The sequence below is a fragment of the Pedobacter sp. A2324 genome (assembly GCF_059693705.1).
Genome location: NZ_JCASSK010000002.1, coordinates 814,644 through 837,711, shown reverse-complemented (window position 1 = coordinate 837,711; position 23,068 = coordinate 814,644). Strand labels below are relative to the sequence as shown.

Sequence of the window (23,068 nt, the reverse complement as noted above, 5' to 3'; positions counted from 1 at the left end):
CTTATTTTTTGATGTTTAAGCCAGGTTACGGCCAGCATTTACAATACCAAAGACGGTTCTAACGGCTAATTTTTCTAAAGCGTGCTGAACCTTTTCATCATGATCATGCTGCAATTTTTCTAGTGCGAAATGCTGGATCAAGACCAGTGGCAAAATAATTTTTTCGCGTGTAGCGATAGATTTTTTATCTACAGGGTAATTGGCCATTAATACAGGCTGACCTGATAATTTTAACAGCATCTCTTTTGTTAATTCGAATTCATTATGCAACTGAGTCCAAAAGGCACCAAATTCTTTATCGTTGGCTAAATGTGCCGTAATCACGAAGTCTGACTTACTCATGCTCATCATACAATTATCTACGATGGTTTTAAGATAATCTGAATCCTCATACACTTTTACCACTTTATCCCAGCTACCCGCTATCTCCTGATTTTTAAGCGCAGTACCCATTCCATAAAATCCGGGAACATTTTGTTTCAGCATACTCCACGCTGTGACAAAACTAATGGCTCTCAGATCCTCTAATTTGAGTTCGCCGCCACCATTTCGTTTAACTGGCCTGCTACTGATATTGGCCTGCGAAAGCAATTTCAGCGGAGAAAGTTTTTCCAAGTAACTTACAAATAAAGGATGCTCGCGCAAATCGACAAAAGCTTTATAACCATCTTCTGCCATTTCATCCAATAGCAACTTATTTTGAGTATCAAGAAGTACGTTATGCTTTTCCTTAAGGCCGGAAGATATCCCAGCATTAATGAGCTGCTCAATGTTAAATTCGGCACTTTCTACAGATCCGTACTGAGAGCTAATGGTTTGCCCCTGAACGGTTAACTGAATATTTTTGTTTGCGATTTCCTTGCCCATGGAGGCATAAAAACGGTGCGTTTTCCCTCCTCCGCGTGATGGAGGCCCTCCTCTGCCATCAAAGAATGCAAGTTGAATATTGTGTTTTTTTGCCACTTCAGAAAGTGAAGTTTTACCGTTAAAAATAGACCAGTTGGCCATGAGGTAACCACCATCCTTTGTACTATCTGAATAACCCAGCATAATATCCTGTTTGTTTCCACGCGTAGCCAAATGGGCTTTATAGAACGGATTACTATATAACGTCTCCATGATCGCTGCAGCGCCCTTTAAATCATTTACAGTTTCAAAAAGTGGCACGAAATCGATTGTAAGGGAATCTTTGCTCCAGCCATTCCAAAGAAAAAGTTCGATCAGCTGAAGGATGTCGCTTGCCTGCTGACAATTACTAATGATGAATCTGTGGCAGGCTTTTTCACCATTGCGCTTTTGTATTCCCTTAATTTCTTTTATAGTCTGTATGGTATCCTCAATCAGGGCATCCCCTTCAGTAGCGTAAACTGGTGTTGCTTCCTTAAATGAAATCAGTTTTAGTTTATCGCCTTCTGGTAATTGGTCATAATCAGCAGGGTATAGAGAAGATATTGGTTTATTCTGTCGACAATAGGCATGAACGCTTCTTAGCACACGGCTATCCTGACGGATATCAAGGGATGCAAAGTAATTTCCATAAAGGTCTATCTTGCGGATCAAATCATTCACCAGATCTACGAATAGCCCATCATGTTCTTTGAGTAAAGTATCTTTAATTTTGTTTAGATTTTCTCTAAGATCATCAGATATATCGGTCAACTCACAGGCCTGATCAAAAGCATTTTTATACAAAACATCATGTAAGTAAGCCAGGTTCTCTTCCACACCCCTAAAAGTGATTCTTCGCTTGATGACTCTGAAATCACGATAGTAGCAACGGAACAAGATCTGGCGTAGCATTTTTGAAACTTCGAGGGTTGTTTCAGCATGAATGTTTGGATTTCCATCTCTGTCACCACCTGGCCAAAAGCCCAATTCGAGTATTTTTTTTGTTTCTAAATTATATTCGTCAAGGTTTTGGTCAATTTCTTCCTGAATATTTGCAGCAGCAAAATAGAAGGTATTTTCCAAAAACCAGGCCAGGTTAAGTGCTTCATCAACTGGTGTGGGAGATTTCTTGTTAAAAAAAGGCGTTTTACCTAATTGTTGTAGTAAGGAATTCATCGAAGTGATATCATTTTCGCGAATTGCTTTTGTGAGATCAGTAATGATGGCGAGAACGCTTCCCGGATAGAATTGCGTTGGGTGAGCGGTTAAAACAAGGCGAAGCGAAAGCTCATCGATTAGCTTTTCAATCTTAGCAAGCATGGGCTTGTTGTCGGCATTTTTTTTCAGGATGAATGCCAGCGTGCTTTGCTCATCTGTTGTGTTCAGCTTAGTAAAAGATGCATCTTCAACTGCATCGAATAGCACTACCTGACGTTCGATGTACTGTATGAACCGGAAAAGCAAGTCAATAATATCCTTACGTTCCGTATAGCTGGTGAACTTGGCGAAAAACTCTTCAATAATCTGCGCAGGCTTCTGTCCGTTTGCAATACCATCTTCACAGCTTTTGAAAAATAAAGGGAGTAAGGTTCCTGTATCTTTTATTTTATAAAAAGGGAGCGTTAAAAAAAGACTATTAAAAAGTTCAAATTTCGAGATCACCTCGTTGTTGAAAATAGATTCTCGCTGTGTGGTCAAACGGAGTTTAGGCATGTTGTAAGCAATAGTTTTGTATCATGTAATACTACAAAAAATGCTTAAGGTATTAAAATTCCAGGGCTTACAATTTGGATAATTGTAGAATAAATTTTAATTTTAGAATCTTATTTGGCTACCTGGTAGCCGGTTAAGAACATTTGCAATGTTTAAGGGCATTGCATTGATTGTTAATTTTTTGGGTTAAAACAGCCGATGTAATAAAATACACCGGCTGTTTTGTTTTTTATCATTATTTATGCCAATTCTTTGCAAATATTAATGGGCATCAGTAACAATATTTGCATTCTTCTTAAACTTTTGAAGATATAATAACGGAATTGAAAACAACATTATTAAACCTGCTACCCAGTAAGCATCGCTATAAGTGAGCAACATGGTTTGTTTAATAACCGAACCTTCTATCGCTTTCATCGCCATTAATTTTGCATCAATAAATGAAGCACCTTTAGCCATAAAGCCGTGTGTTAAAACATTTAATTTTTGAACAAATGCTGGATTATATTCATTGATGTTAGTGAGCAAGCTACTTCTATGGAAGCCGGAACGAATATGAATCAAGGTGGTTAATGCTGCGATACCAAAAGAACCGCCTAATTGCCTGCTCATGTTGTTCAATCCAGACCCCTGACCTATTTCTGGTCCGGATAAATCCTGCATGGCCAATGTTGTTAATGGTACAAACAACAGGGCCATACCAAAACCTCTGATTACTAGTGGCCAGAAAAAGTCGCCAGTACCGGAAGCCAGGGTAGAATTACTCAGCATCCAGCAGAAAACGAAGAATAAAAACATTCCTCCTGTAGCCATGAATTGTGCAGGAACACCCTTTTTAAGCATAATTCCGATAAACGGCATCATGGCAATGGTACAGATACCTCCTGCAATAAAGAGCTTACCCGTTTGCAGTGGCGTAAAGCCTAAGAGATTCTGCGCAAATACCGGGAAAACAAAAACAGAACCGTATAGTCCAAACCCCAGAATAAAGGAAGTAAACATACCAATTGAAAAACTTCTCTTTTTCATGATCCGGAGGTTCACAATAGGAAACTCTGTTGCGGTTTCTCTCCATATAAAAAGTAATAACCCAAATATAGAAACTACGGCCAACGCAGTAATATATGGTGTTGAAAACCAGTCTTCGCTTTCTCCTTTTTCTAGCACAGTTTGCAAGCTACCTACTGCAATTGCCAGCAGGGCAATACCCCACCAATCAACCGGCTTTCCTTTTCCATCTTTTGGTGTTTCCCGAATAAACGTATAGGTACAGTAGGCGGCGAGTATTCCGACGGGAATGTTCACATAAAAAATCCATGGCCAGTCTGCAACCTCCAAAATATAACCGCCAATTGTTGGTCCTACAGTTGGACCCACAACAGCACCCAGGCCAAATAATGCTGTAGCGATACCCACGTCCTCACGAGGCCAGGTTTCGATAAGAATTGCCTGTGCTGTTGAAATTAATCCTCCACCTGCAACCCCTTGTAAAATCCTAAACAGGATCAGTTCACTCAAAGAAGTTGCATTACCACATAGAAAGGAAACCAGCGTAAAAACAATGATGGAGGCTAAGAAATAATTTTTACGCCCGAAACGACTTCCTAACCATCCTGACATTGGCAGGATGATTACATTCGCAACAGCATAACCAGTGGATAACCAGGCGATATCCTCGAGGGTAGCGCCCAGGTTTCCCTGTATCTGAGGGATTGCTACGTTTACGATTGTTGTATCAATCAGCTCCAGAAGAGAAGCCGTGATTACCGTAAATGTAATGATCCACTTTTTTAAACCTACTTCGGCCATTTTAATTTTTAGTTAGTAGAAACTGAAGCCTTAACGCTCATTCCTGGACGTAATTTTGCTAACAATTCCTTTGATGGATGAATTTTAATTTTAACAGGGATACGTTGAACAACTTTTACAAAGTTACCAGTAGCATTATCTGGAGGTAAAAGAGAGCCTTTAGCACCTGTAATTGGTGAGAAGTTATAAACCTCTCCCTCTACCTTTTGATCAGGATAAGCATCAATTTCTATTTCAACTTTAGAACCTTCCTTAATCTTCTCTAGCTGAGTTTCTTTGAAATTTGCCGTTACATATAAACTTCCATCATTAACTACAGAGAATAAAGACTGTCCGGCTTGAACCAACTGTCCTTTTTGAACATTCTTTTTAGAAACCAGTCCTGTTGCAGGAGATTTAATATCAGTATATGATAGCTGGAGCTTAGCGAAATCGATATCACTCTGGCGTTGGCTGATCACGTTACTGCTCACTGCTAACTGCGACTGAGTTGTACCAACCTGTTTTACAGCCGCTGTGTATTGATCTTGTGCCGCCTGATAAGCTGCCTGAGCAACTTGTTTTCCTGCTTCTGCTGCTTCTTTGTTTGCTTTAGACTGATCGAATGCCTGTTGCGTAATGGAACCGTCTTTAACCAGGTTTGCATAACGATTAAAATCTTTCTGAGCCAGATTCAATTTAACTACAGCCGCCTGAACATTTGCTTTAGCCGATTCTACATTTGCTTTAGCTGTGCTGGTATTTGCCTGAGTTGCTACAATCTGAGATTCAGCTACACCTACACCTGCACTGGCCCCTTTTTGACCAGATTGTGCCTGTTCTAATTTTACTTTATAATCGTTATCGTCAAGTTTAACCAGAACCTGTCCCTCTGTTACGTGTGTATTCTCTTCGAAGTTGATGTCTTTTACATAACCGCCAACACGAGCAACTACCGGGCTGATGTCTCCATCAATCTGTGCATCATCTGTATCTACGTGCTTGCTATAATAACTCCACTCGGTGATACCAAAAACGATACCTATTACTAGTAAAACACCTAAAATGATCGGTACTACTTTACTTTTATTTTTCTTTTCAGTTGTCATTGTTGTATTTATTGCGTTATTTTTCCTGTTGATTTTAATAATGTATAATAGGCTAAACCTGCATCGGCTTTGGCTATTTCTAAGTTAATTTTGGCTTGATATAATAAAGTTTCAGCATCAATTCTATCCGTAACCGAGGCTACATTATTTTTGTACTTGGATGCTAATAACTTATCGTTTTCTGTAGCCTGTGAAATTGAGGTTTCTAAAACCTGGATCTTATTGACCGCTACCTGATAGGTCTGGTAGTTTCTGTTAATATCCGTTTTTACCTGATCAGATAGAATATCTTTCTGCAGGGTAATTTCGCTTTGCTGAATCTTCGCTTCATTTACCTTGTTTTTATTTGTCCACAGGTTACCAAAATTCCATGAAACAGTAGCTCCAACCGTTACCGGCAACAGGTACTGATTTACTGGCGGAACGAAACTTCCACTTGGATTAATGTAATAAAGATTTGCTCCAACACCAACCGTAGGCAGGGTATTTGCTTTTATGCTTTTAACATTGAAGCCAGCAACTTTATTTTGTACATCAAGTTGTTTCAGCTCCTGACGATTGGCTAAAGCCATATTAATATATTCATTTAGTGAACCTGCAACTTTTGATTCCGCTGCCGGATCAACAATTTTAACTTCAGTATCTTCCGGTAAACCCAATAGAATATCGAGATTATAATTAATTACCTTGCGATTGCTTTCGATATCCAACTGTGTTAAAGTTACGTTAGCTTGTTGTAATTGAAATCTGAGTACATCATTTTTAGTGACAATACCTTGTTCAAAAAACCGCTGTGCCTGTTTGATCTGAGCGGCGATAGACTCCAGATTCTGGGCCACTACTTTTTTGCTTTGTTCGACCTTATACAATGAATAATAAGTACTGATTATAGCATAGGTTATCTCTTCCTTGTTTTTGTCGGCATCCAGACGGGCAACATCAGCTAATAATTTAGTAGATGCTTTAGCATATTTTAACTTACCCCCACCATACACGAGTTCCTGTATTGCTGCCGTTCCTACAAAAGCATCAGCTCTTTTTGGAAGGTTTAATGTACTAGAGCCTTCACCTAAACTAAAAGTATTGGTTGGTATTTCAGCATGGTTGTATAAAAAGCTTGCATTACCGGTTGGAAGTACATTATCTTTAACTACTTCCAGCTTCGCCACTGCCTGGTCTATTTTATTTTGCGACAGTTTTAAATTCTTACTATTGGCTATGCCAAGTTCGATTGCCTGGTTGATATCTAGTTCCTTAATGCCTTGTGCAAATAAAGCAGCAGGTACTAATGATGCCACAAGCATTAATCTTATTGATTTGGGTATCATTTTTTTGTTGTTAAATAAACTGTTGTTAAGTCTTTCAGATAGGCTATCGCCCTGTCTTTGATTATTTTATTATCCTTCGGGTCGTTTAAATCGAAATTCGAGCACGGCATCACTTTGTTCGGAGAAATCACAATATTGGTAAGTGTGCCCATTATGGTTGCAATAATCATGCGGCCATCGATCTGATTAAAAGTTCCATTTTCCATTCCCTCATTAATAATCCGATCAATGAGCTGCATATTATGGCTCATGGCATCTTTTATTTTATCGTACATTTCAGGTCGTTGAGTTAGAGACAACTCCCTATGCATCATTTTATGAAAAGCTGTGTTGGCAAGAATCCTGTTTGCGTAACCCTCAATTACTTTGTGTAATTTTTCAAGCGAGGTTATTTTATCTTCATTAATGATGCGTAATTGAGAAGCAAAGCCAGCAATTCGGTTATTCATAATTTCCACGAATACCCCTTCTTTCGAACCGAAATAATAATTAATCATTGCCATATTTGCACCAGATTCTTTTGCGATCTGTCGCGTGGAAGTGCCTTCATATCCTGTTTCACAGAACAGTTTCTCGGCAGCATCGAGTATAGCTTGTTTTTTATCTATCTTTTCTGTTTTCATTTCTTTTTGACGGCACAAAATTAATCAAACGATTGATTAAAATCCAAATATATTATACTATCTTTTACATTATCCTGATAAATGATTACAATAAGTGGTATGGTGGGTATATTAAATTTCATACACGGCACTCATTTCTAAAATAAATATTAACTTTGGCACCAAATAACAAAAACATGAGTGTACAAGAAAACAGCAGCAATAATTTCAATTGGTTATATTATGCTTTGGGTTTATTCTTTGGAGTTCTAACCGGAGCAATCATTACACAAAACTATATTTTCGCTTTATTAGGCGGTGTATTTGGCTTACTTTCAGCGGGCTTGTTTTTAAATGCTATTGTAAAAGGCAGAAAATACTAGTCTATTCAGCTATCTCCCTGGCAATTAAACATCCCTATTTAAAGCTTGTTAATTAATTTACAGCAAATGAGAAATATCTTCATTGTTGTTTTCGCTCTTATATGCTTCAATGTTAGTGCTCAGGTAGCAACTAATGCGGACATTAAATTTCCTGCGGCAGATTCAAGTCCAGCAGATATTGTATATTTTCCTTTAAATGTGACTAAGGCGAAAGCCAATGGTTTGGTTGAACCGATCATCAAGGTCATCTATTCCCGCCCGCAAAAAAAGGGGCGTGATATTTTCGGTGTCTTGGAGCAATACGGAAATGTATGGCGCTTTGGAGCGAATGAGAATACTGAAATACGTTTTTTTAAAAAGGTAACCATTGGGGGCAAGAGAGTCAAGGCTGGTACCTATAGTTTATTTGCTATTCCTAATAAAGATAGCTGGACAATTATTTTGAATTTGCAAACAGATAGATGGGGTGCGTTTACCTATGATTCCAGGAAAGACATTGTTCGTGTGAATGTTCCGGTAAAAACATTGCCAAAACCCATCGAATACTTTTCTATTACCTTTACAAATATTGAAAAAGGTGCAACTCTGGTTGCGGCCTGGGACAAAACGCAGATAGAATTACCGATTGTATTTTAGGATTTATAAATCATTTAAAAAAGGCTTCAGGAATTCTGAAGCCTTTTTGCATTTAGAATGTTTACACAGTATTTCCCATAAAAGGATCGGTTGTGGTTATTTCCCCTGTTTCAACTTTTCCGGCATAGCGATGTTTGAAGTCTGGATTTCCACTCTGTAAGATGCTGAAATCATACCAATGTGCACTTTTGGACAAATTTAGTATTACGGTTGAGATCGATTTTGGTTTTAGGTTGATATTTTGGATTGCCGCCCTAAACTTATTGTCAATAACCTGAACAGTAAGTGGCAAAGCACTATTGTTCTGCAAAGAAAATGTCAGATTTCCGGTATTTTTCTTATTCAGAATGCCACTTTGTTCTGACGATGCTTTAATATCAATTTCAGGATTCTTCGAATTTCCTTTAAAGTGCCTGTAAAAGCCATTAGGCCCTGTGATTCTAAAATCGTAGACATTATCATCAAAATCTTCAATATTGATCCTCTCTGTAATGCTATCACCTGCCTTAACTGCATACGCCCATGTTTTGCCAACAACACCCTTGTAACTCGAACTTGTGTTCATGGTAAAAGGGGCGCCCACCGTTTCAACTTCGCTACCGAAAAGTGTCTTAACTGATTTAAATGTAATTTCCAGTTGCCTGTTAACTAATCTGGCATCGACAGATAACTGATATGGCAGTGCACTGGCTGGTTTGGTACCCTGTTCCTGAAAGGGAAGATGAACAGAATTCTGTTTTGAAAATGACTCAAGATCGTTAACCTTATTGACTTCAGTTTTATTTAATGCCACGGGACCAGTTTGAGCGGGTTTATTTTTGGCATTTATAATACTTGTTACAACATTATCGCGCTTCAATGACTCGGGCGAAGGAATCACCTCACCATTATATGGCCTGAAAGCTGATGTTAAATCACCACAGATATGACGACGCCAGTCACTTATGTTCTTACTCTTAATGGTTTTCCCTGATTTTTTAGTCAGCCACTTTTCCATAAACATTAATGATGAAGTATGGTCAAAAACCTGAGAGTTTACGAAGCCTCCTTTGCTCCATGGAGAAGCAATAACCAGGGGTACGCGGTAACCTAATCCAATCGGACTGCCTTTTTTTGTTTCAAAATCGGTGGCAAAATTAATTCCATCAGATACTTTTCCACTTGCCGGATCACTGGGATTTGGCACTACGAATGGTGGATGGTGATCAAAATAACCATCATTTTCATCATATGTAAGTATGAAAATGGTCTTTTTCCAAACCTCCGGATTTTTGGTTAAAATATCTAATGCCTCACTTACATACCAGGTACCGTAAAGCGGAGAACTGGTATGGTCGGAAAATTTTTGTGGTGCCACCAACCATGAAACTGCAGGTAATTTTCCTGAATCAACATCTTTCCTGAATTGATGAAAAATATCCCCTTTTGGCAGATTAATTGTTTCCGTTTTTCCTAAATCGTTTTTAAATGAGAATGGAGCTAAATCCAGGTAATTCTTCTCGCTGATATTGGTTTGAAAGGCTTTATCAATTAGATTTTTCTCCCTTTGAGAAAGTTTATCATATTTGGCCTGAACTTCTGCTGCAGTTAAGGCAGGTTTAACGGTTTTATCGCCGTTTTGCCTAAAATAAGCAGAAAGCTTCACATTGTGTCTGCTGATATACTCTATCGGATTATCTCCATAATTACCGAGCCAGTCATCGACCTCGCCCTGAGGAAGCCTTGAAGTCCATAACTCGTTCTGATAAATTCGCCAGTCAATTCCATTATCTTCTAAGAGTTCCTGGAAAGTTGGCCAATCTACAAAAACATCGTTTTGTGATTCGGCCTGGTCGTTATTCACTACCGCCACCTTGTTTTCACTTTTTTCGCCTCTGATAGTTCCTGTAAAAAAGAACAAACGATTGGGGGTAGTACCGGTTAAGGAAGAGCAAAAATGCTGGTCGCAAATTGTGAACGCATCGGCGAGTTGGTAATAGAAGGGAATATCGTCGCGGTTATAGTAGGCAAGTGTCATGGGTGTTTTTACGGGCAGCCATTTATCGTATCGACCGCCATTTCTTGCCGCTACCTGATCATTCCATGAATGTGGCAATCCCCCCTGCCAGGTAATTTTTGTTTTATTAATATCAATGTGAAAAGGTGCGTAAGTATATCCCTGACCATCTTTTTGTAACCATACCTTGTTACCATCGGGTTGAATGTGCGGGTGGGGATCGTTGAAACCCCTCACACCTTTCATTTTTCCAAACATATGATCAAAAGAGCGGTTCTCCTGCATCAGGAACACAATGTGTTCAGCGTCGTAAAATGTAGTGCCAGGATCAGCATTAATGGTCATGGCTTTTAATATTGATCCAGGCAGGGTATTGGCCATCCCGGTTGTACCAGCAAATAAAGCTGCCTTTTTTAGAAATTCTCTTCTTGAGTCCATAAACAATGTATTATTACCTAAATACTTTCAAGAAGTACAAAGTACTATATCTCCCATGTAAAATTCTAAAATAACCTGATACAACAGCCGCAAATGACATAATTGTTCCAACACTCACCAAGCCGACTTAATTTTCCTTTTTTCCGGTGAATTTCTTCACTTCCTCAAAGGTAAGTTCAGGTTCATTTGTCGTGATGTAATCAACCTGCTCTTTTAAAAGCCACTGGATTTCAGGAACCGTATTCACTGTCCATGCGTTAACTGTTAAGCCCAGTTTTTTTGCGTTTTCAATCCATCCATCCTTTTGATATATGCTATAATGATAATCGACACCTGTTAGGTGGTCGGCCTTCATTTGCTCTGCAGAAATATCACCCTTCAGGTAGGCTACTTTGGCTTTAGGAAGAACCTCAAGAATCCTTTTACAATAGTCGTAATCAAAACTAATGTATTCTGTCCAATCGATTACTCCTACTTTCTTGACCATTTGAATAGCTTTATTGGTCACCTCGATTCCACGTTCTTTACTTATTAACGAGGGCTTAATTTCCAAAATAAGCTTTGTTGACCGTTGCTTTTTACCTTCTTTCAGGTAAGCTTCGAGCGTTGGTATTTTTTCTCCGTTACTCATTGTTTTGGTCAATAACTCCTCATATTTAACTTTTTCAATCGTTAAGCCCTGGAATTCAGGATCATGATTAACAACCAGTATATCATCTGCGGTCATCCAGACATCGAATTCTGATCCATAACAGCCCAACCTTACTGCTTCATTTAGCGAAGCAATAGAATTTTGCGGAAAATTGTTTTTTTTCCATGCCCCCCGGTGAGCAATAACCTGATTTTTGTTCCAGTTAAATTTCTGAGCAAAAGATGTAGTGAAAATGAATACCATTAGGGTAAAAATAAATGCTTGTTTCATTGTGTTAGATATTTATAAAAAAAATCAAAAGTATGCCTTTATCATAACACCTGTTTAAAATCTATGTAACCTTTGTATTAATTAAAATTAAAGGAATATTATGAATAACTTAACAGACCCGAACGATTTTAAGTAAAAATCGAAAGCTATTAAAAATGAGCTCTTTTAATTGATGCGAACAATTTTTACATTTACGGAGATATGGTGAGTAATAATTACAATGAGTTACTAAAAAAAATAGATGAATTCATCCGTAAATTCTATCTAAACCAGATATTGAGGGGTAGTATTTATACATCGACCATTCTTTTAGCTGTATACATCGTTGTTTTTTTAAGTAATTATTACTTTCACCCTTCAATTGTTTTCAAGACCTTTATTTTCTATGCTTACCTTTTTCTGGGCGTAACCTTAATTTATTTTTTTATTGTTAAACCAGCTTTATCTATGCTTAAGCTGGGCAAACACCTAAGTTTTGATGAAGCGTCAATCATTATTGGTAATCATTTCTCGGATATTAAAGATAAACTACTCAATACCCTTCAGTTACGTCGGCTTGCCGATAGCAAACCTGAGCAAAGCCAACTCATTTTAGCTAGTATTGATCAGAAAATTCTGGAACTGCGGCCTGTTCCATTTTATACTGCCGTACGCATTAACGATAATAAAAAGTATTTAAAATATCTTTTAATCCCTGTTTCGATTATCCTTCTAACGGGGGTAATTGCTCCGGCAATATTGCGTGAAGGAACTGATAGTTTTTTTAAATACGATGAATATATTAGTCCAAAAGCACCCTTTAAATTTGTTATACTAAACAAAAGCTTAATGGCCACGCAGGGGGATGATTTGGTCATCAATTTAAAACTTGATGGTGACAACTTTCCGGCAGAAATTTATGTTGAAGATGGAAAAAACACTTACAGGCTTGAAAAAGAAGGTATCAGTAAATTTAATTATGCTCTTAAAAATATTCAGGAGGATAAAAAACTGATTTTTAAAGGTGGTGGTTTCAATTCATCAGTTTTTACGGTAAATGTTAAACCACGTCCGGAACTTTTAAATACAACTGCAACGCTATCTTATCCATCCTATCTAGGCAAACGTAATGAGGATATTGCCAATGTTGGCGATATGTTACTACCAGAAGGAACAAAGGTAACCTGGCATTTTAAAACACAAGAGAGTGATGCTATTTTGTTTGTATTGAATGGAAAGGTATTTGATCTTCCGCTTCATTCGAACGCAACAGGTTTTGTTTCTAAGATAATGGAAAATAGTAATTATAGTATTACCCCCATAAATGATGATGTTGCCAACAGAGATTCGTTAACACATCGGATTACGATCATTAAAGATCAATCTCCTGCAATAATTGTAGAGGAGAAACCGGACTCAACAAGTAACAAAACACTTTATTTTAGCGGACAGGTAACAGACGATTATGGATTCAGCCGTTTAAGTTTTAAATACAATGTTAAAGAGCACAACAAAGTTGTCAAAACGGTTACACGAAATATTCCAATTAAAGCCAATGCCACTGAAAATCTGTTTTTTCATTTCTGGGATCTAAAAAGCATCATGGCTGAACCTGGCCAGGAGATAGAATATTATTTTGAAGTAGCCGATAACGATGGCGTAAATGGCTCGAAGATTACCAGATCTGAAATCAAAACCTTTAAAGAGCCAACTAAAAAGGAAACCGCCGATCAGATCAATGCAGGTAACCAGGCTTTGAAACAGAAAATGCAATCGGCAATACGGCTGGCAAATACGATTGAGAAAGAAAGTAAAAAAGTAGCAGAAAGCCTGATAGATAAAAAACAAATTTCCTTTGAGGACAAAAAACAGATAGAATCGCTTTTAGATAAACAAAAGCAGCTGGATGAAGCTGTTAAAGAAATTAAGGCACAGAATGACAAAAACATTCAGAATCAGGAAGATCAACAACAAACACAGGAACTTTTAGAAAAGCAGAAACAAATCAAAGACCTTTTCGACAACGTACTGGATGAAAAAACCAAAGAATTGCTACAGAAACTTCAAAATCTGATTAATGATAAAAATAAAGATCAGACTCAGAATGAACTGTCGAAAATGCAGCTGGATAATAAAACGCTAAAAAATGAGCTGGATAGAATCCTTGAACTTTATAAACAACTTGATTTTGAACAGAACCTTCAGAATGATATCAACCGTTTGAATGAACTTGCCCAAGAACAAAAAGATCTGGCCCAACAAACAACCGACAAAAAACAGGATAGTGAGTCGTTAAAAAAGAAGCAGGATGAACTGAACAGGGAAATGAACGACCTGAAAGAGGATTTGAAGAAGTTAGAAGAGAAGAACCAGGCGCTTGAACGCCCCAACCCCTTTGAAAATCCCGAAAAGGATGTTCAGGATATCCAGAAAGAGCAGCAGGACAGTAAAGAATCACTGGACAAGAAAGATCATAAATCCGCTAGCCAAAAACAGCAGAAAGCTGGTGAGCAAATGGAAAAACTATCTAAAAAGATGAGTGATATGCAGCAGCAGGGAGAAGAAATGGAAAACAACCTGAATGCCAAAGAACTGAGAAGATTGCTTGAGAACCTGTTGAACACTTCGTTCGAGCAGGAACAGGTGATGCTCAATCTAAAGAAGATGACAGCCGCCGATCCTGCATATACTTCAAATGTGCAGAAACAGCGAAGTTTAAAAGACAATTTGAAAACCATTGCTGATAGTTTATTTGCTTTAAGCAAACGCGTTCCCCAGATAGAATCGACAGTAAATGAAGAAATGAACAAAATTAACTTCAACCTAGATAAAAGTCTGGAAAGTTTAGGTGACCGTAAAACAGCCGAAGCTAACCGTTATCAGCAATTTACCATGACTTCGATTAACAACCTGGGTTTAATGTTAAGCGAAGCATTGAACCAATTGCAAAACATGAAGAAAAACAGTAAAAGCGGAAGTGGAAAGAAACAGAAACAGGGAATGAAGCAGCTTTCGCAAATGCAGGAGCAGTTGAACAAAGGTATGCAGCAGGCACGCGAAAAAATGCAGAAACAAGGTGGAAACCAGGGAACGGTAGGAAAAGGAGAAATGAGCCAGGAATTTGGAAAAATGGTACAGCAACAGCAAATGATTCGACAGGCCCTCGAAAAAATAAACAGGGAGGATAACAAAGACGGTTCAGGCAAAATGGGCAATCTTAACGAAGCCATAAAAGAAATGAAGCAGACTGAAAGCGACTTAGTTAATAAACGACTGCAACAGGAAACGCTTAACCGACAAAAGGATCTTTTAACCAAACTACTTGAAGCTGAAAAAGCTGAACGTGACCAGGAGGAAGACTCAAAACGTGAAAGCAAAGCAGCTCAGCAGTTCCCTCCATCCTATCGAAAAATGCTCGATGATTTCAAAAAACAAGAACAGAACGGTAATGATATGTTGCAGAAAGTACCACCAACATTGAATTATTATTATAAAAACAAAGTTTCGCAGTACCTCAAGTCACTGAACATGAACCAGTAGATTAAGGCCAGTTAATAGCCTAAATTGCCATTCAGGTTGGAATGGTAAACGACAATATTCCTTCCGCTGATCTCATCAATTGCACAAAATTGATGAAACAGATCTTCGCCCTTTCAACGTTATCATTTCCAGGCTTTTTTTCATTAAAAATAATCTGTATTTACTTGTATGGAAATAGCCAGCTTTCTGTGCGTATCTACATGTTTTCAGCCGCATTCGTGGCGGCTCTTTAACAGGGGCCTGAAAGGGAATCGACAAGGCCTTAACAGGGATTTGCCCCTACTAACCCCCTATCAACCCCCTGTTAAACCCCTATTAACCCCCTGTTGACCTACGCTTGACGTTTTCAAATCAATTGCTGACTTATATTTTCTAAATTTGCCAGATAAAAGAACTCATATGCCTGCTATTTCATTTTTCAACGAGTCTGTGTCTTACAAGCTTCCTAATAAGCTAAAATTGAAGAAGTGGATCAAAAATACCATTGAAAATGAAGGCTACAGCCTTGCACAATTAAATTTCATATTCTGTAGTGATGAATACTTGCTTGGCATCAACCAGCAGTATCTTAATCATGATACCTACACTGATATTATCACTTTTGATAATTCAGAAGTAGAAAAACTAATTATTGGCGACATTTTTATCAGTATCGAGCGTGTGAAAGAAAATGCTAAAATCTATAAAACCAATGATTTTGATGAGGTATGCCGAATTATTATACATGGGACTTTGCACTTACTAGGTTACAAAGACAAGGGCAAAATCGCTAAAACACTAATGACTGATAAAGAAAATGAATATCTCGCAATACGTGAGCTTTAGAAAACTGAGATTGAGATATCTCTAGTATTCCATCATAAGCGCATCGCTCCCCGATCATCTGCTTCATGGCTTCAGATTTTGGCCACATGTAGCATAGAACATTGCATCATACGTTTTTCAACAGAGAGTGGCGAAAGAAATACCTAACCACCTTTTAATGTGCCATCCCATAAGCTTAATTTCTTTAGCGCAAGTTTATCTCGTGTTTAAGAATGCTAACATCATCACCCTGGCGTAAAACAATCGTGGATAATTTCAATGTTGATACATTTCTGACTGGCGTTCGTAGTAAAGTAATGTCTGTTCGTCGATACTAAGGCTTTGATGGTATAATAACTGTTGTTCACCTGCAACATATTTTATAGTTGATAGTCTTATTGATATACATTAAAAAGATACAGAACTGAAGTATTGATATTTGAATACCCAGTTGATCAAGATAAAAGTTTAGTTTTAGTTAATGATAGAAGCAGTGGCGGAGCGATTCCAGCCACTGTTTTTCGTTTCTGGCAATGTGGTAAACACGGCACCTTATTTAGCTATTATTAAGCATTCCAGATTGTAGTATTTCCAACAATTATTACTCCTGAGTAAAATATATTATTCCACAATGATACATAACTAAGTTCCAAATATATTATCCGTACTTTTGCTCTAATTTCTCTTTACAAATCTGAAAAACAAATTACATTGAGCACTTTACTTGCGGCAGAAAGCTTGGGTCATGGTTATCACGACGAATGGCTATTTAAAAACTTAACCCTCGGGATCAATTCAGGGCAGCGCGTAGCGTTAGTTGGAATTAATGGTGCTGGAAAGAGCACACTCCTAAAACTATTGGCAGAAAGGTTTCCTCCACTTGAAGGAAAAATTGTGAAAAACAAATCGGTAAAAATTGGATTTCTCGACCAGGAGCCCCAGTTTAACGATGGATATTCTATTAGTGATTTTATTTTTTCACTGGAAAACAAGCAGCAACAGCTGATAAAAGAATATGAAGAATTAATTGAGCAAGAGAACCCTGATGATAAAGCACTCAATAGGTTATATGAAGAATTAAGTGAACATAATGCCTGGGAATACGAACATGAGATTAAGACCATCCTTAACCGCATGGGCATTACCCATCTTCAGCAGAAGATTGCGACACTTTCCGGAGGACAGCGCAAAAGGCTTGCTTTGGCCAAACTACTTATTGAAGATCCTGAAATCCTGGTTCTGGATGAACCTACCAACCATCTTGATATCGACACCATAGAATGGCTGGAAAAACTGCTCACTACGGGTCAGAAAACAATTCTATTGGTTACACACGACCGGTACTTTTTAGATAATGTATGTAATACAATTGTTGAGCTAGACGGTGGAAAGATATTCAACTACAATGGTAACTATGCTTACTTCCTTGAGAAGAAAGCTGAAAGGGAAGCATTGGATTCAACAGTGCTTCATAAAAACCAGCAGTTACTAAAGAAAGAACTTGAATGGATGAGGAGAATGCCTCAGGCCAGAGCAACGAAATCGCAAGCGAGGATTGACGCCTTTTACGACCTGGAGGAAAAAACCAAGAAAAAAACAGATACAGGAAGCATTACCCTAAAAATGAAAATGTCACGTCAGGGCGGCAAGATTATTGAATTGGATCATATAAAAAAGGGATTCGATGGTCGTGAAATTATCAATGATTTCAGCTATACATTTAAAAAAGGCGACCGTATTGGATTAGCCGGTAAAAATGGTACTGGTAAATCTACCCTGTTAAATATTATCACCAGTAACCTTAATCCCGATTCGGGAACTGTTGATACCGGAGAAACAACAGTTTTTGGATACTATAAACAGGGCGGGTTAACATTCGATCCAAAAGAGCGTGTTATCGACGTTGTTAAATCCGATGCCGAATATATTAAGATGGCTGATGGATCGGTAATTACTGCCTCTGCCCTACTTACACTTTTTCTATTTCCACCAAAGAAACAACATGGCATGGTAGAAAAATTAAGTGGTGGCGAAAAGAAGCGCTTGAATCTGATGAAAGTATTGATGCAAAATCCAAACTTTTTGATCCTGGATGAGCCGACCAACGACCTGGATATCGATACCCTAAATGTATTGGAGGAATTCCTTGAAAACTTCCCCGGTATTTTAATGCTGGTATCGCACGACAGGTACCTGCTAGATAAGATGAGTGAACAGTTGTTCATTATGGAGGGAGAAGGCGTAGTTAAAATATATAATGGCAATTATTCAGAATACCGTTTAAGCTTAGATCAACCAAAAATAAAGACAGTAAGCAAAAAAGCTCCTGTCATTGTTGTAGAACCAGTTCCTGTCAAAGCTGTAAAGAAGCTAAGTTTTAAGGAACAAAAGGAACTAGAGGAAAGTGAAAAAGGAATGTCTGATACAGAACAGAGCATAGCCAAGTTAAATGAAACACTCTTAAAAATAGATACTTCAGACTATATCAAAATTCAGGAGATTTCTGAAGAAATAGTAAATCTTAAATTAAAGCTTGATGATTACACCTTGCGCTGGTTGGAGCTTTCTGAATAAATAATTTGAACCTAATGTCAACGTGATGTTTCACGTGGAACGTTATTGAGATATAAATTAAATATCTTTAGATTAAGATAAAATACACAATGTTCCACGTGGAACACGGAAGAATATTATTATGTTTTCAAAATACGATTTAATTGTTGTTGGTGCCGGACATGCAGGCTGCGAAGCTGCTGCTGCTGCTGCCAATCTGGGATCTTCAGTTTTACTTATTACGATGAATATGGGGGTGATTGCTCAAATGAGTTGTAATCCTGCTATGGGTGGTGTAGCTAAAGGTCAGATAGTGCGAGAGGTTGATGCCATGGGTGGATACTCAGGAATAATATCTGACAAGTCGACCATCCAGTTTAGAATGCTTAACAAATCGAAAGGCCCCGCCATGTGGAGTCCAAGAGCACAAATAGACAGGATGCGCTTTGCTGAAGAATGGAGACTAGCGTTGGAGAGGACACCTAACGTAGACATTTGGCAAGATAATGTAGTTGGACTTCTAGTGGAGGATAACACCGTTTATGGTGTTAAAACATCTTTGGGAATTGAGGTTGAAAGTACAGCGGTTGTATTAACCAACGGAACCTTTCTGAATGGGGTAATGCATATTGGCGAGAAAAAATTCGGTGGAGGCAGAACAGCAGAAAGGGCATCCACAGGCATCACTGAGCAATTGGTAGAGCTAGGTATGGAGTCTGGAAGAATGAAAACCGGAACTCCTCCACGGGTTGATGGCAGAAGTTTGGATTACTCTAAAATGGAAGAACAATGGGGAGATGAAAACCCAGGAAAATTTTCATTTACCGATACAGAAGTTTCAAAAGATCAAAGGTGTTGCTGGATTACCTATACCAATGATGAGGTGCATGAAACATTAAAAGAAGGATTTGAAAAATCACCGATGTTTACCGGTAGAATCAAAGGACTCGGCCCCAGGTATTGCCCATCAATTGAAGATAAGATTAATAGGTTTGCAGAAAGAAACCGGCATCAGATTTTTGTTGAACCTGAAGGGTGGAATACGTGTGAAATTTATGTAAACGGTTTCTCTACATCCCTACCCGAAGATGTACAATTCAAAGCACTACGCTTAATACCTGGTTTCGAAAATGCAAAAATGTTCAGACCGGGCTATGCCATTGAATATGATTTCTTTCCTCCTACCCAACTATCTTTAACGCTGGAAACTAAATTAATCAGCAATCTTTTTCTTGCCGGCCAGATCAATGGAACAACAGGATACGAAGAAGCGGCTTGCCAGGGTTTTATGGCCGGTATAAATGCCCATCAAAAAATAACCGATAAGCATGAGCTGATTATGAAAAGATCGGAGAGTTATATTGGTGTATTGATTGATGACCTGGTTACCAAAGGGACTGAAGAGCCTTACAGGATGTTTACCTCCAGGGCAGAGCATAGACTTTTATTAAGGCAAGATAATGCAGATATACGCCTCACTCCTATCGGACATCAACTTGGATTAATATCTGACGAGAGATTAGAAAAAGTCAACAAAAAAATTGAACATGCAGATGCATTGGTTAAATTTACTAAAACTCAGGGGATTGACATGAATGATGCAAATCCGATGCTTGAGCAGCTGGGTTCAAGCCTACTTACACAGAATGTCAAAATCCATAGTCTGGTTGGAAGGCCACACGTTGGTCTACACGATCTGATTAAAGTAAGCGAACCATTAGCCAAAGCAACGAATGAACTTGACACGGAAACCATTGAACAGGCAGAAATCAAAATTAAATACGAAAGCTATTTTGAAAAAGAAAATGAGATTGTAGCCAAGATGCAAAAAATGGAAGATAGAGAAATAAATCCTGACTTTGACTATAATAAAATTGTATCTCTTTCAAAAGAGGCCCGGGAAAAATTATTCAAGATCAAACCGCGTACATTGGGTCAAGCTTCAAGAATTTCAGGTGTTTCTCCTTCAGATATATCGGTTTTAATGGTTTATATAACTAAATAACTGTAAATCAATTACTTAAAATAAAAAATAGTAACTTAAAATAAAGCATTTTAAGCGATTAAAAACAATTTTTAATATTAAGGTTCCAAAAACAGTAAAAATTCATTAGAACGATTAAAACATGCTAAAAATAAAAGACCAATATTTTAACCTTGGAAATTTTATAACATTAACATTATTGCTATTATTTTTTGGTTGTGCAAGTATTCAAAGTCCTCAGGGTGGACCGAAAGATACAAAGCCACCAAAAATATTAAGCATGGTTCCAAAAAATCAAACCCGCAATTTTAAAGCAAAAAAAATCATAATTGAGTTTGACGAATACTTTAATATAAAAGATGAATACAAGGAATTTTCAATTTCTCCAGATCAGGAGACCGCACCAATATTAAAGAAGCGCCAAAAGCGTTTAGAAGTTGAACTTCAAGATTCCCTGGAAAAAAATACTACCTACACATTAAATTTCGGAAAATCAATAGCCGACGTAAATGAGGGAAATGTTGTAAAAAATCTTTCCTACGTTTTTTCTACCGGCCCTGAAATTGATTCGCTATATATTTCAGGAAGGGTAATCAATTCTCTTACTGCAGAATTAGAAAAAGATGTTACCGTATTTATTCTTCCGGTAGAGAGGGACACATTATTTGGGAAGAAACGACCATCAATTTATACTACTACTGATAGTGCGGGAAATTACAGATTAAGCAATTTGCGAAAGGGGTCTTACAAACTATATGCGCTGAAAGAAAATAGTGGCGGGGGTGATAAAATTTACCAGCAATTGAATGATGAAATAGGATTTGTTAAAGAACCGTTGGTTATTGACAAAAACCTGGAAAACCAGAATATAAAGATTTTCAAGGAACTGGCAACTGATTTCAGAGTATTAGAAAGAAAACTAAACCCAGACGGCAGTATTTTAATTACTGTCAATCAGCAGCTTAAGAATCCAAAAGTTACTGTTATGGACCCGCCTACCCTTGATGCTACAAAATATCTTCACTTTAACAAAACAAACGATACCGCGAAAGTATGGCTCACTGATTTAAGTTTTGACTCCGTTAAACTCGCCATACAGGACAAGGGGAAGGTGCTTCAAACCGTGAGTTTAACCCGAGGTAAAAAAGACACCTATACAAGGGAGCTCACCATCAGTGATAATACAAGTAATGGAAAGCTAAATCCTTATCAGCGGTATACGCTATCTTTTCCATTCCCTGTAACTGCTGCAGATCAATCAAAAATTATTCTTCTGGAAGACTCAGTTAAGAGAACTAATTTTCAGCTGGTAAAAGATAGTACAGATTTTCTGAAATACTATATTATATACCCTTGGAAGGTTAAAAAACCTTATGATATTAAATTTTTAGCAGGAACATTTTCGGCAATATTCAATACTAAAAATAAAGACGCCAGCAAACGATTTAATCTGGAAACAACAGATAGCTATGGAACCCTTGCACTTAAAGTAGAGATCCCGGATACAACCAAAACATATATTGTTGACTTTATAGATGAGAAGAAAAATTCAATAAAATCAACTGTAATTGCGAAAAACAGTACTATAAATTTTGCGAACTACCCTGCTGGAAAATATTTCATAAGAGTTGTTTATGACGATAACAAGAATGGAATATGGGACACCGGAGACGTTAAATCTGGCACCCAACCAGAAAAAATCTGGTATTCAACTACAGAAATGTCGCTTAGAGCCAACTGGGAAAGAGAAGAAAAAATCAGCATCCCATTAACAGCACCTGAAATACAGGAGACAAGCATCTTTCAACAGAAAAATGAGGATCAAAATAAAAATGAGCGTTCAGGATTAAGCAATCCTCCAAACAACACCAGAAAAAATTAGAAACTATTTAAACCAGTCAGCATACATGACATAATTATCTGGTAATTTATTTAATAAAGCCCGTTGCTCATCAGTAATGGGCTTTATTTTTTTTGCAGGAGCCCCCGCATAAATATGGCCGGATTCGCAATGTGTATTTTCTAAAACTACCGAACCAGCAGCAATGATGCAATAAGGTTCAATGATCGCCTTATCCATAACAATTGCTCCCATTCCGATTAATACGTTATCATGAACTGTGCAGCCATGTACAATAGCGTTGTGGCCAACTGATACACGATTACCTATTAGCGTAGCAGATTTAAGATATGTGGCATGTATTACTGCTCCGTCCTGTATATTAGATTCATTACCTATAGTAATGGAATTAACATCGCCTCTTACTACAGCATTAAACCAAACAGAACAGTTGTTACCGATGGTGACATCACCTACAATGGTTGCATTCTCTGCGATAAAAACATCAGCCCCCAGCTGTGGCGATTTATCTTTTACGGGAAGTATTAATGGCATTATTGGTCGT

The 23,068-nt window shown here is 37.8% G+C and carries 15 protein-coding genes; 7 read left to right on the top strand and 8 right to left on the bottom strand.

All coding sequences use genetic code 11. The features are described 5' to 3' along the window. Positions 1-15: 15 nt before the first annotated feature. From AC570I_RS08710 to AC570I_RS08690, 5 genes are all read right to left on the bottom strand, one after another. Positions 16-2,601 (bottom strand): phosphoenolpyruvate carboxylase, encoded by a 2,586-nt coding sequence (locus AC570I_RS08710; RefSeq protein ID WP_497405158.1) that lies wholly within the window; start codon positions 2,599-2,601, stop codon positions 16-18. 261 nt (positions 2,602-2,862) lie between these two features. Beyond that, positions 2,863-4,410: a DHA2 family efflux MFS transporter permease subunit gene (locus AC570I_RS08705; RefSeq protein WP_047799684.1), complete on the bottom strand. Its 1,548-nt coding sequence runs from the start codon at positions 4,408-4,410 to the stop codon at positions 2,863-2,865. Positions 4,411-4,418: 8 nt separating this feature from the next. Further along, complete coding sequence (locus tag AC570I_RS08700) at positions 4,419-5,498, bottom strand: HlyD family secretion protein (RefSeq protein ID WP_047799685.1); 1,080 nt, start codon at positions 5,496-5,498, stop codon at positions 4,419-4,421. Between the two features lie 8 nt (positions 5,499-5,506). Continuing rightward, on the bottom strand, positions 5,507-6,826 hold the full coding sequence (locus AC570I_RS08695; protein WP_497405157.1) for a TolC family protein: 1,320 nt from the start codon (positions 6,824-6,826) through the stop codon (positions 5,507-5,509). Next, a complete protein-coding gene (locus tag AC570I_RS08690) occupies positions 6,823-7,449 on the bottom strand; it encodes a TetR/AcrR family transcriptional regulator (RefSeq protein WP_047799687.1) in 627 nt (208 codons plus the stop codon). The genes AC570I_RS08695 and AC570I_RS08690 overlap by 4 nt, the downstream gene beginning before the upstream one ends. Before the next feature lie 176 nt (positions 7,450-7,625). On the opposite strand from AC570I_RS08690, the gene AC570I_RS08685 reads away from it, so the two are divergent. Together AC570I_RS08685 and AC570I_RS08680 are read left to right on the top strand one after the other, a co-directional pair. After that, complete coding sequence (locus tag AC570I_RS08685) at positions 7,626-7,811, top strand: hypothetical protein (protein WP_047799688.1); 186 nt, start codon at positions 7,626-7,628, stop codon at positions 7,809-7,811. Between the two features lie 66 nt (positions 7,812-7,877). Continuing rightward, complete coding sequence (locus AC570I_RS08680) at positions 7,878-8,447, top strand: DUF2911 domain-containing protein (protein WP_497405156.1); 570 nt, start codon at positions 7,878-7,880, stop codon at positions 8,445-8,447. A 61-nt stretch (positions 8,448-8,508) separates the two neighbouring features. Here AC570I_RS08680 and AC570I_RS08675 read toward each other — a convergent pair whose 3' ends face one another. Both AC570I_RS08675 and AC570I_RS08670 read right to left on the bottom strand, forming a co-directional pair. Beyond that, positions 8,509-10,881 carry a phosphocholine-specific phospholipase C gene (locus AC570I_RS08675; protein ID WP_497405155.1) on the bottom strand — a complete coding sequence of 791 codons (2,373 nt, stop codon included), beginning with the start codon at positions 10,879-10,881 and terminating at the stop codon, positions 8,509-8,511. Positions 10,882-11,008: 127 nt separating this feature from the next. Continuing rightward, positions 11,009-11,803: a glycerophosphodiester phosphodiesterase gene (locus tag AC570I_RS08670; protein ID WP_047799691.1), complete on the bottom strand. Its 795-nt coding sequence runs from the start codon at positions 11,801-11,803 to the stop codon at positions 11,009-11,011. A gap of 201 nt (positions 11,804-12,004) precedes the next feature. On the opposite strand from AC570I_RS08670, the gene AC570I_RS08665 reads away from it, so the two are divergent. From AC570I_RS08665 to AC570I_RS08645, 5 genes are all read left to right on the top strand, one after another. Then, positions 12,005-15,322 carry a coiled-coil domain-containing protein gene (locus AC570I_RS08665; protein WP_497405154.1) on the top strand — a complete coding sequence of 1,106 codons (3,318 nt, stop codon included), beginning with the start codon at positions 12,005-12,007 and terminating at the stop codon, positions 15,320-15,322. A gap of 399 nt (positions 15,323-15,721) precedes the next feature. Next, entirely contained in the window at positions 15,722-16,147 is a 426-nt protein-coding gene (gene ybeY / locus AC570I_RS08660; RefSeq protein WP_497405153.1) for an rRNA maturation RNase YbeY, read from the top strand. A 690-nt stretch (positions 16,148-16,837) separates the two neighbouring features. Next, entirely contained in the window at positions 16,838-18,700 is a 1,863-nt protein-coding gene (locus AC570I_RS08655) for an ABC-F family ATP-binding cassette domain-containing protein (RefSeq protein ID WP_497405152.1), read from the top strand. A 121-nt stretch (positions 18,701-18,821) separates the two neighbouring features. Next, positions 18,822-20,684, top strand: coding sequence for a tRNA uridine-5-carboxymethylaminomethyl(34) synthesis enzyme MnmG (mnmG, locus tag AC570I_RS08650; protein WP_497405151.1), 1,863 nt, complete (start codon positions 18,822-18,824; stop codon positions 20,682-20,684). A 121-nt stretch (positions 20,685-20,805) separates the two neighbouring features. Beyond that, positions 20,806-22,545, top strand: a complete 1,740-nt coding sequence (locus tag AC570I_RS08645) for an Ig-like domain-containing protein (RefSeq protein ID WP_497405150.1) — start codon at positions 20,806-20,808, stop codon at positions 22,543-22,545. A 3-nt stretch (positions 22,546-22,548) separates the two neighbouring features. Here the strand turns inward: AC570I_RS08645 and AC570I_RS08640 are convergent, their stop codons facing one another. Continuing rightward, positions 22,549-23,058: a gamma carbonic anhydrase family protein gene (locus AC570I_RS08640; protein WP_497405149.1), complete on the bottom strand. Its 510-nt coding sequence runs from the start codon at positions 23,056-23,058 to the stop codon at positions 22,549-22,551. Positions 23,059-23,068: the final 10 nt, after the last annotated feature.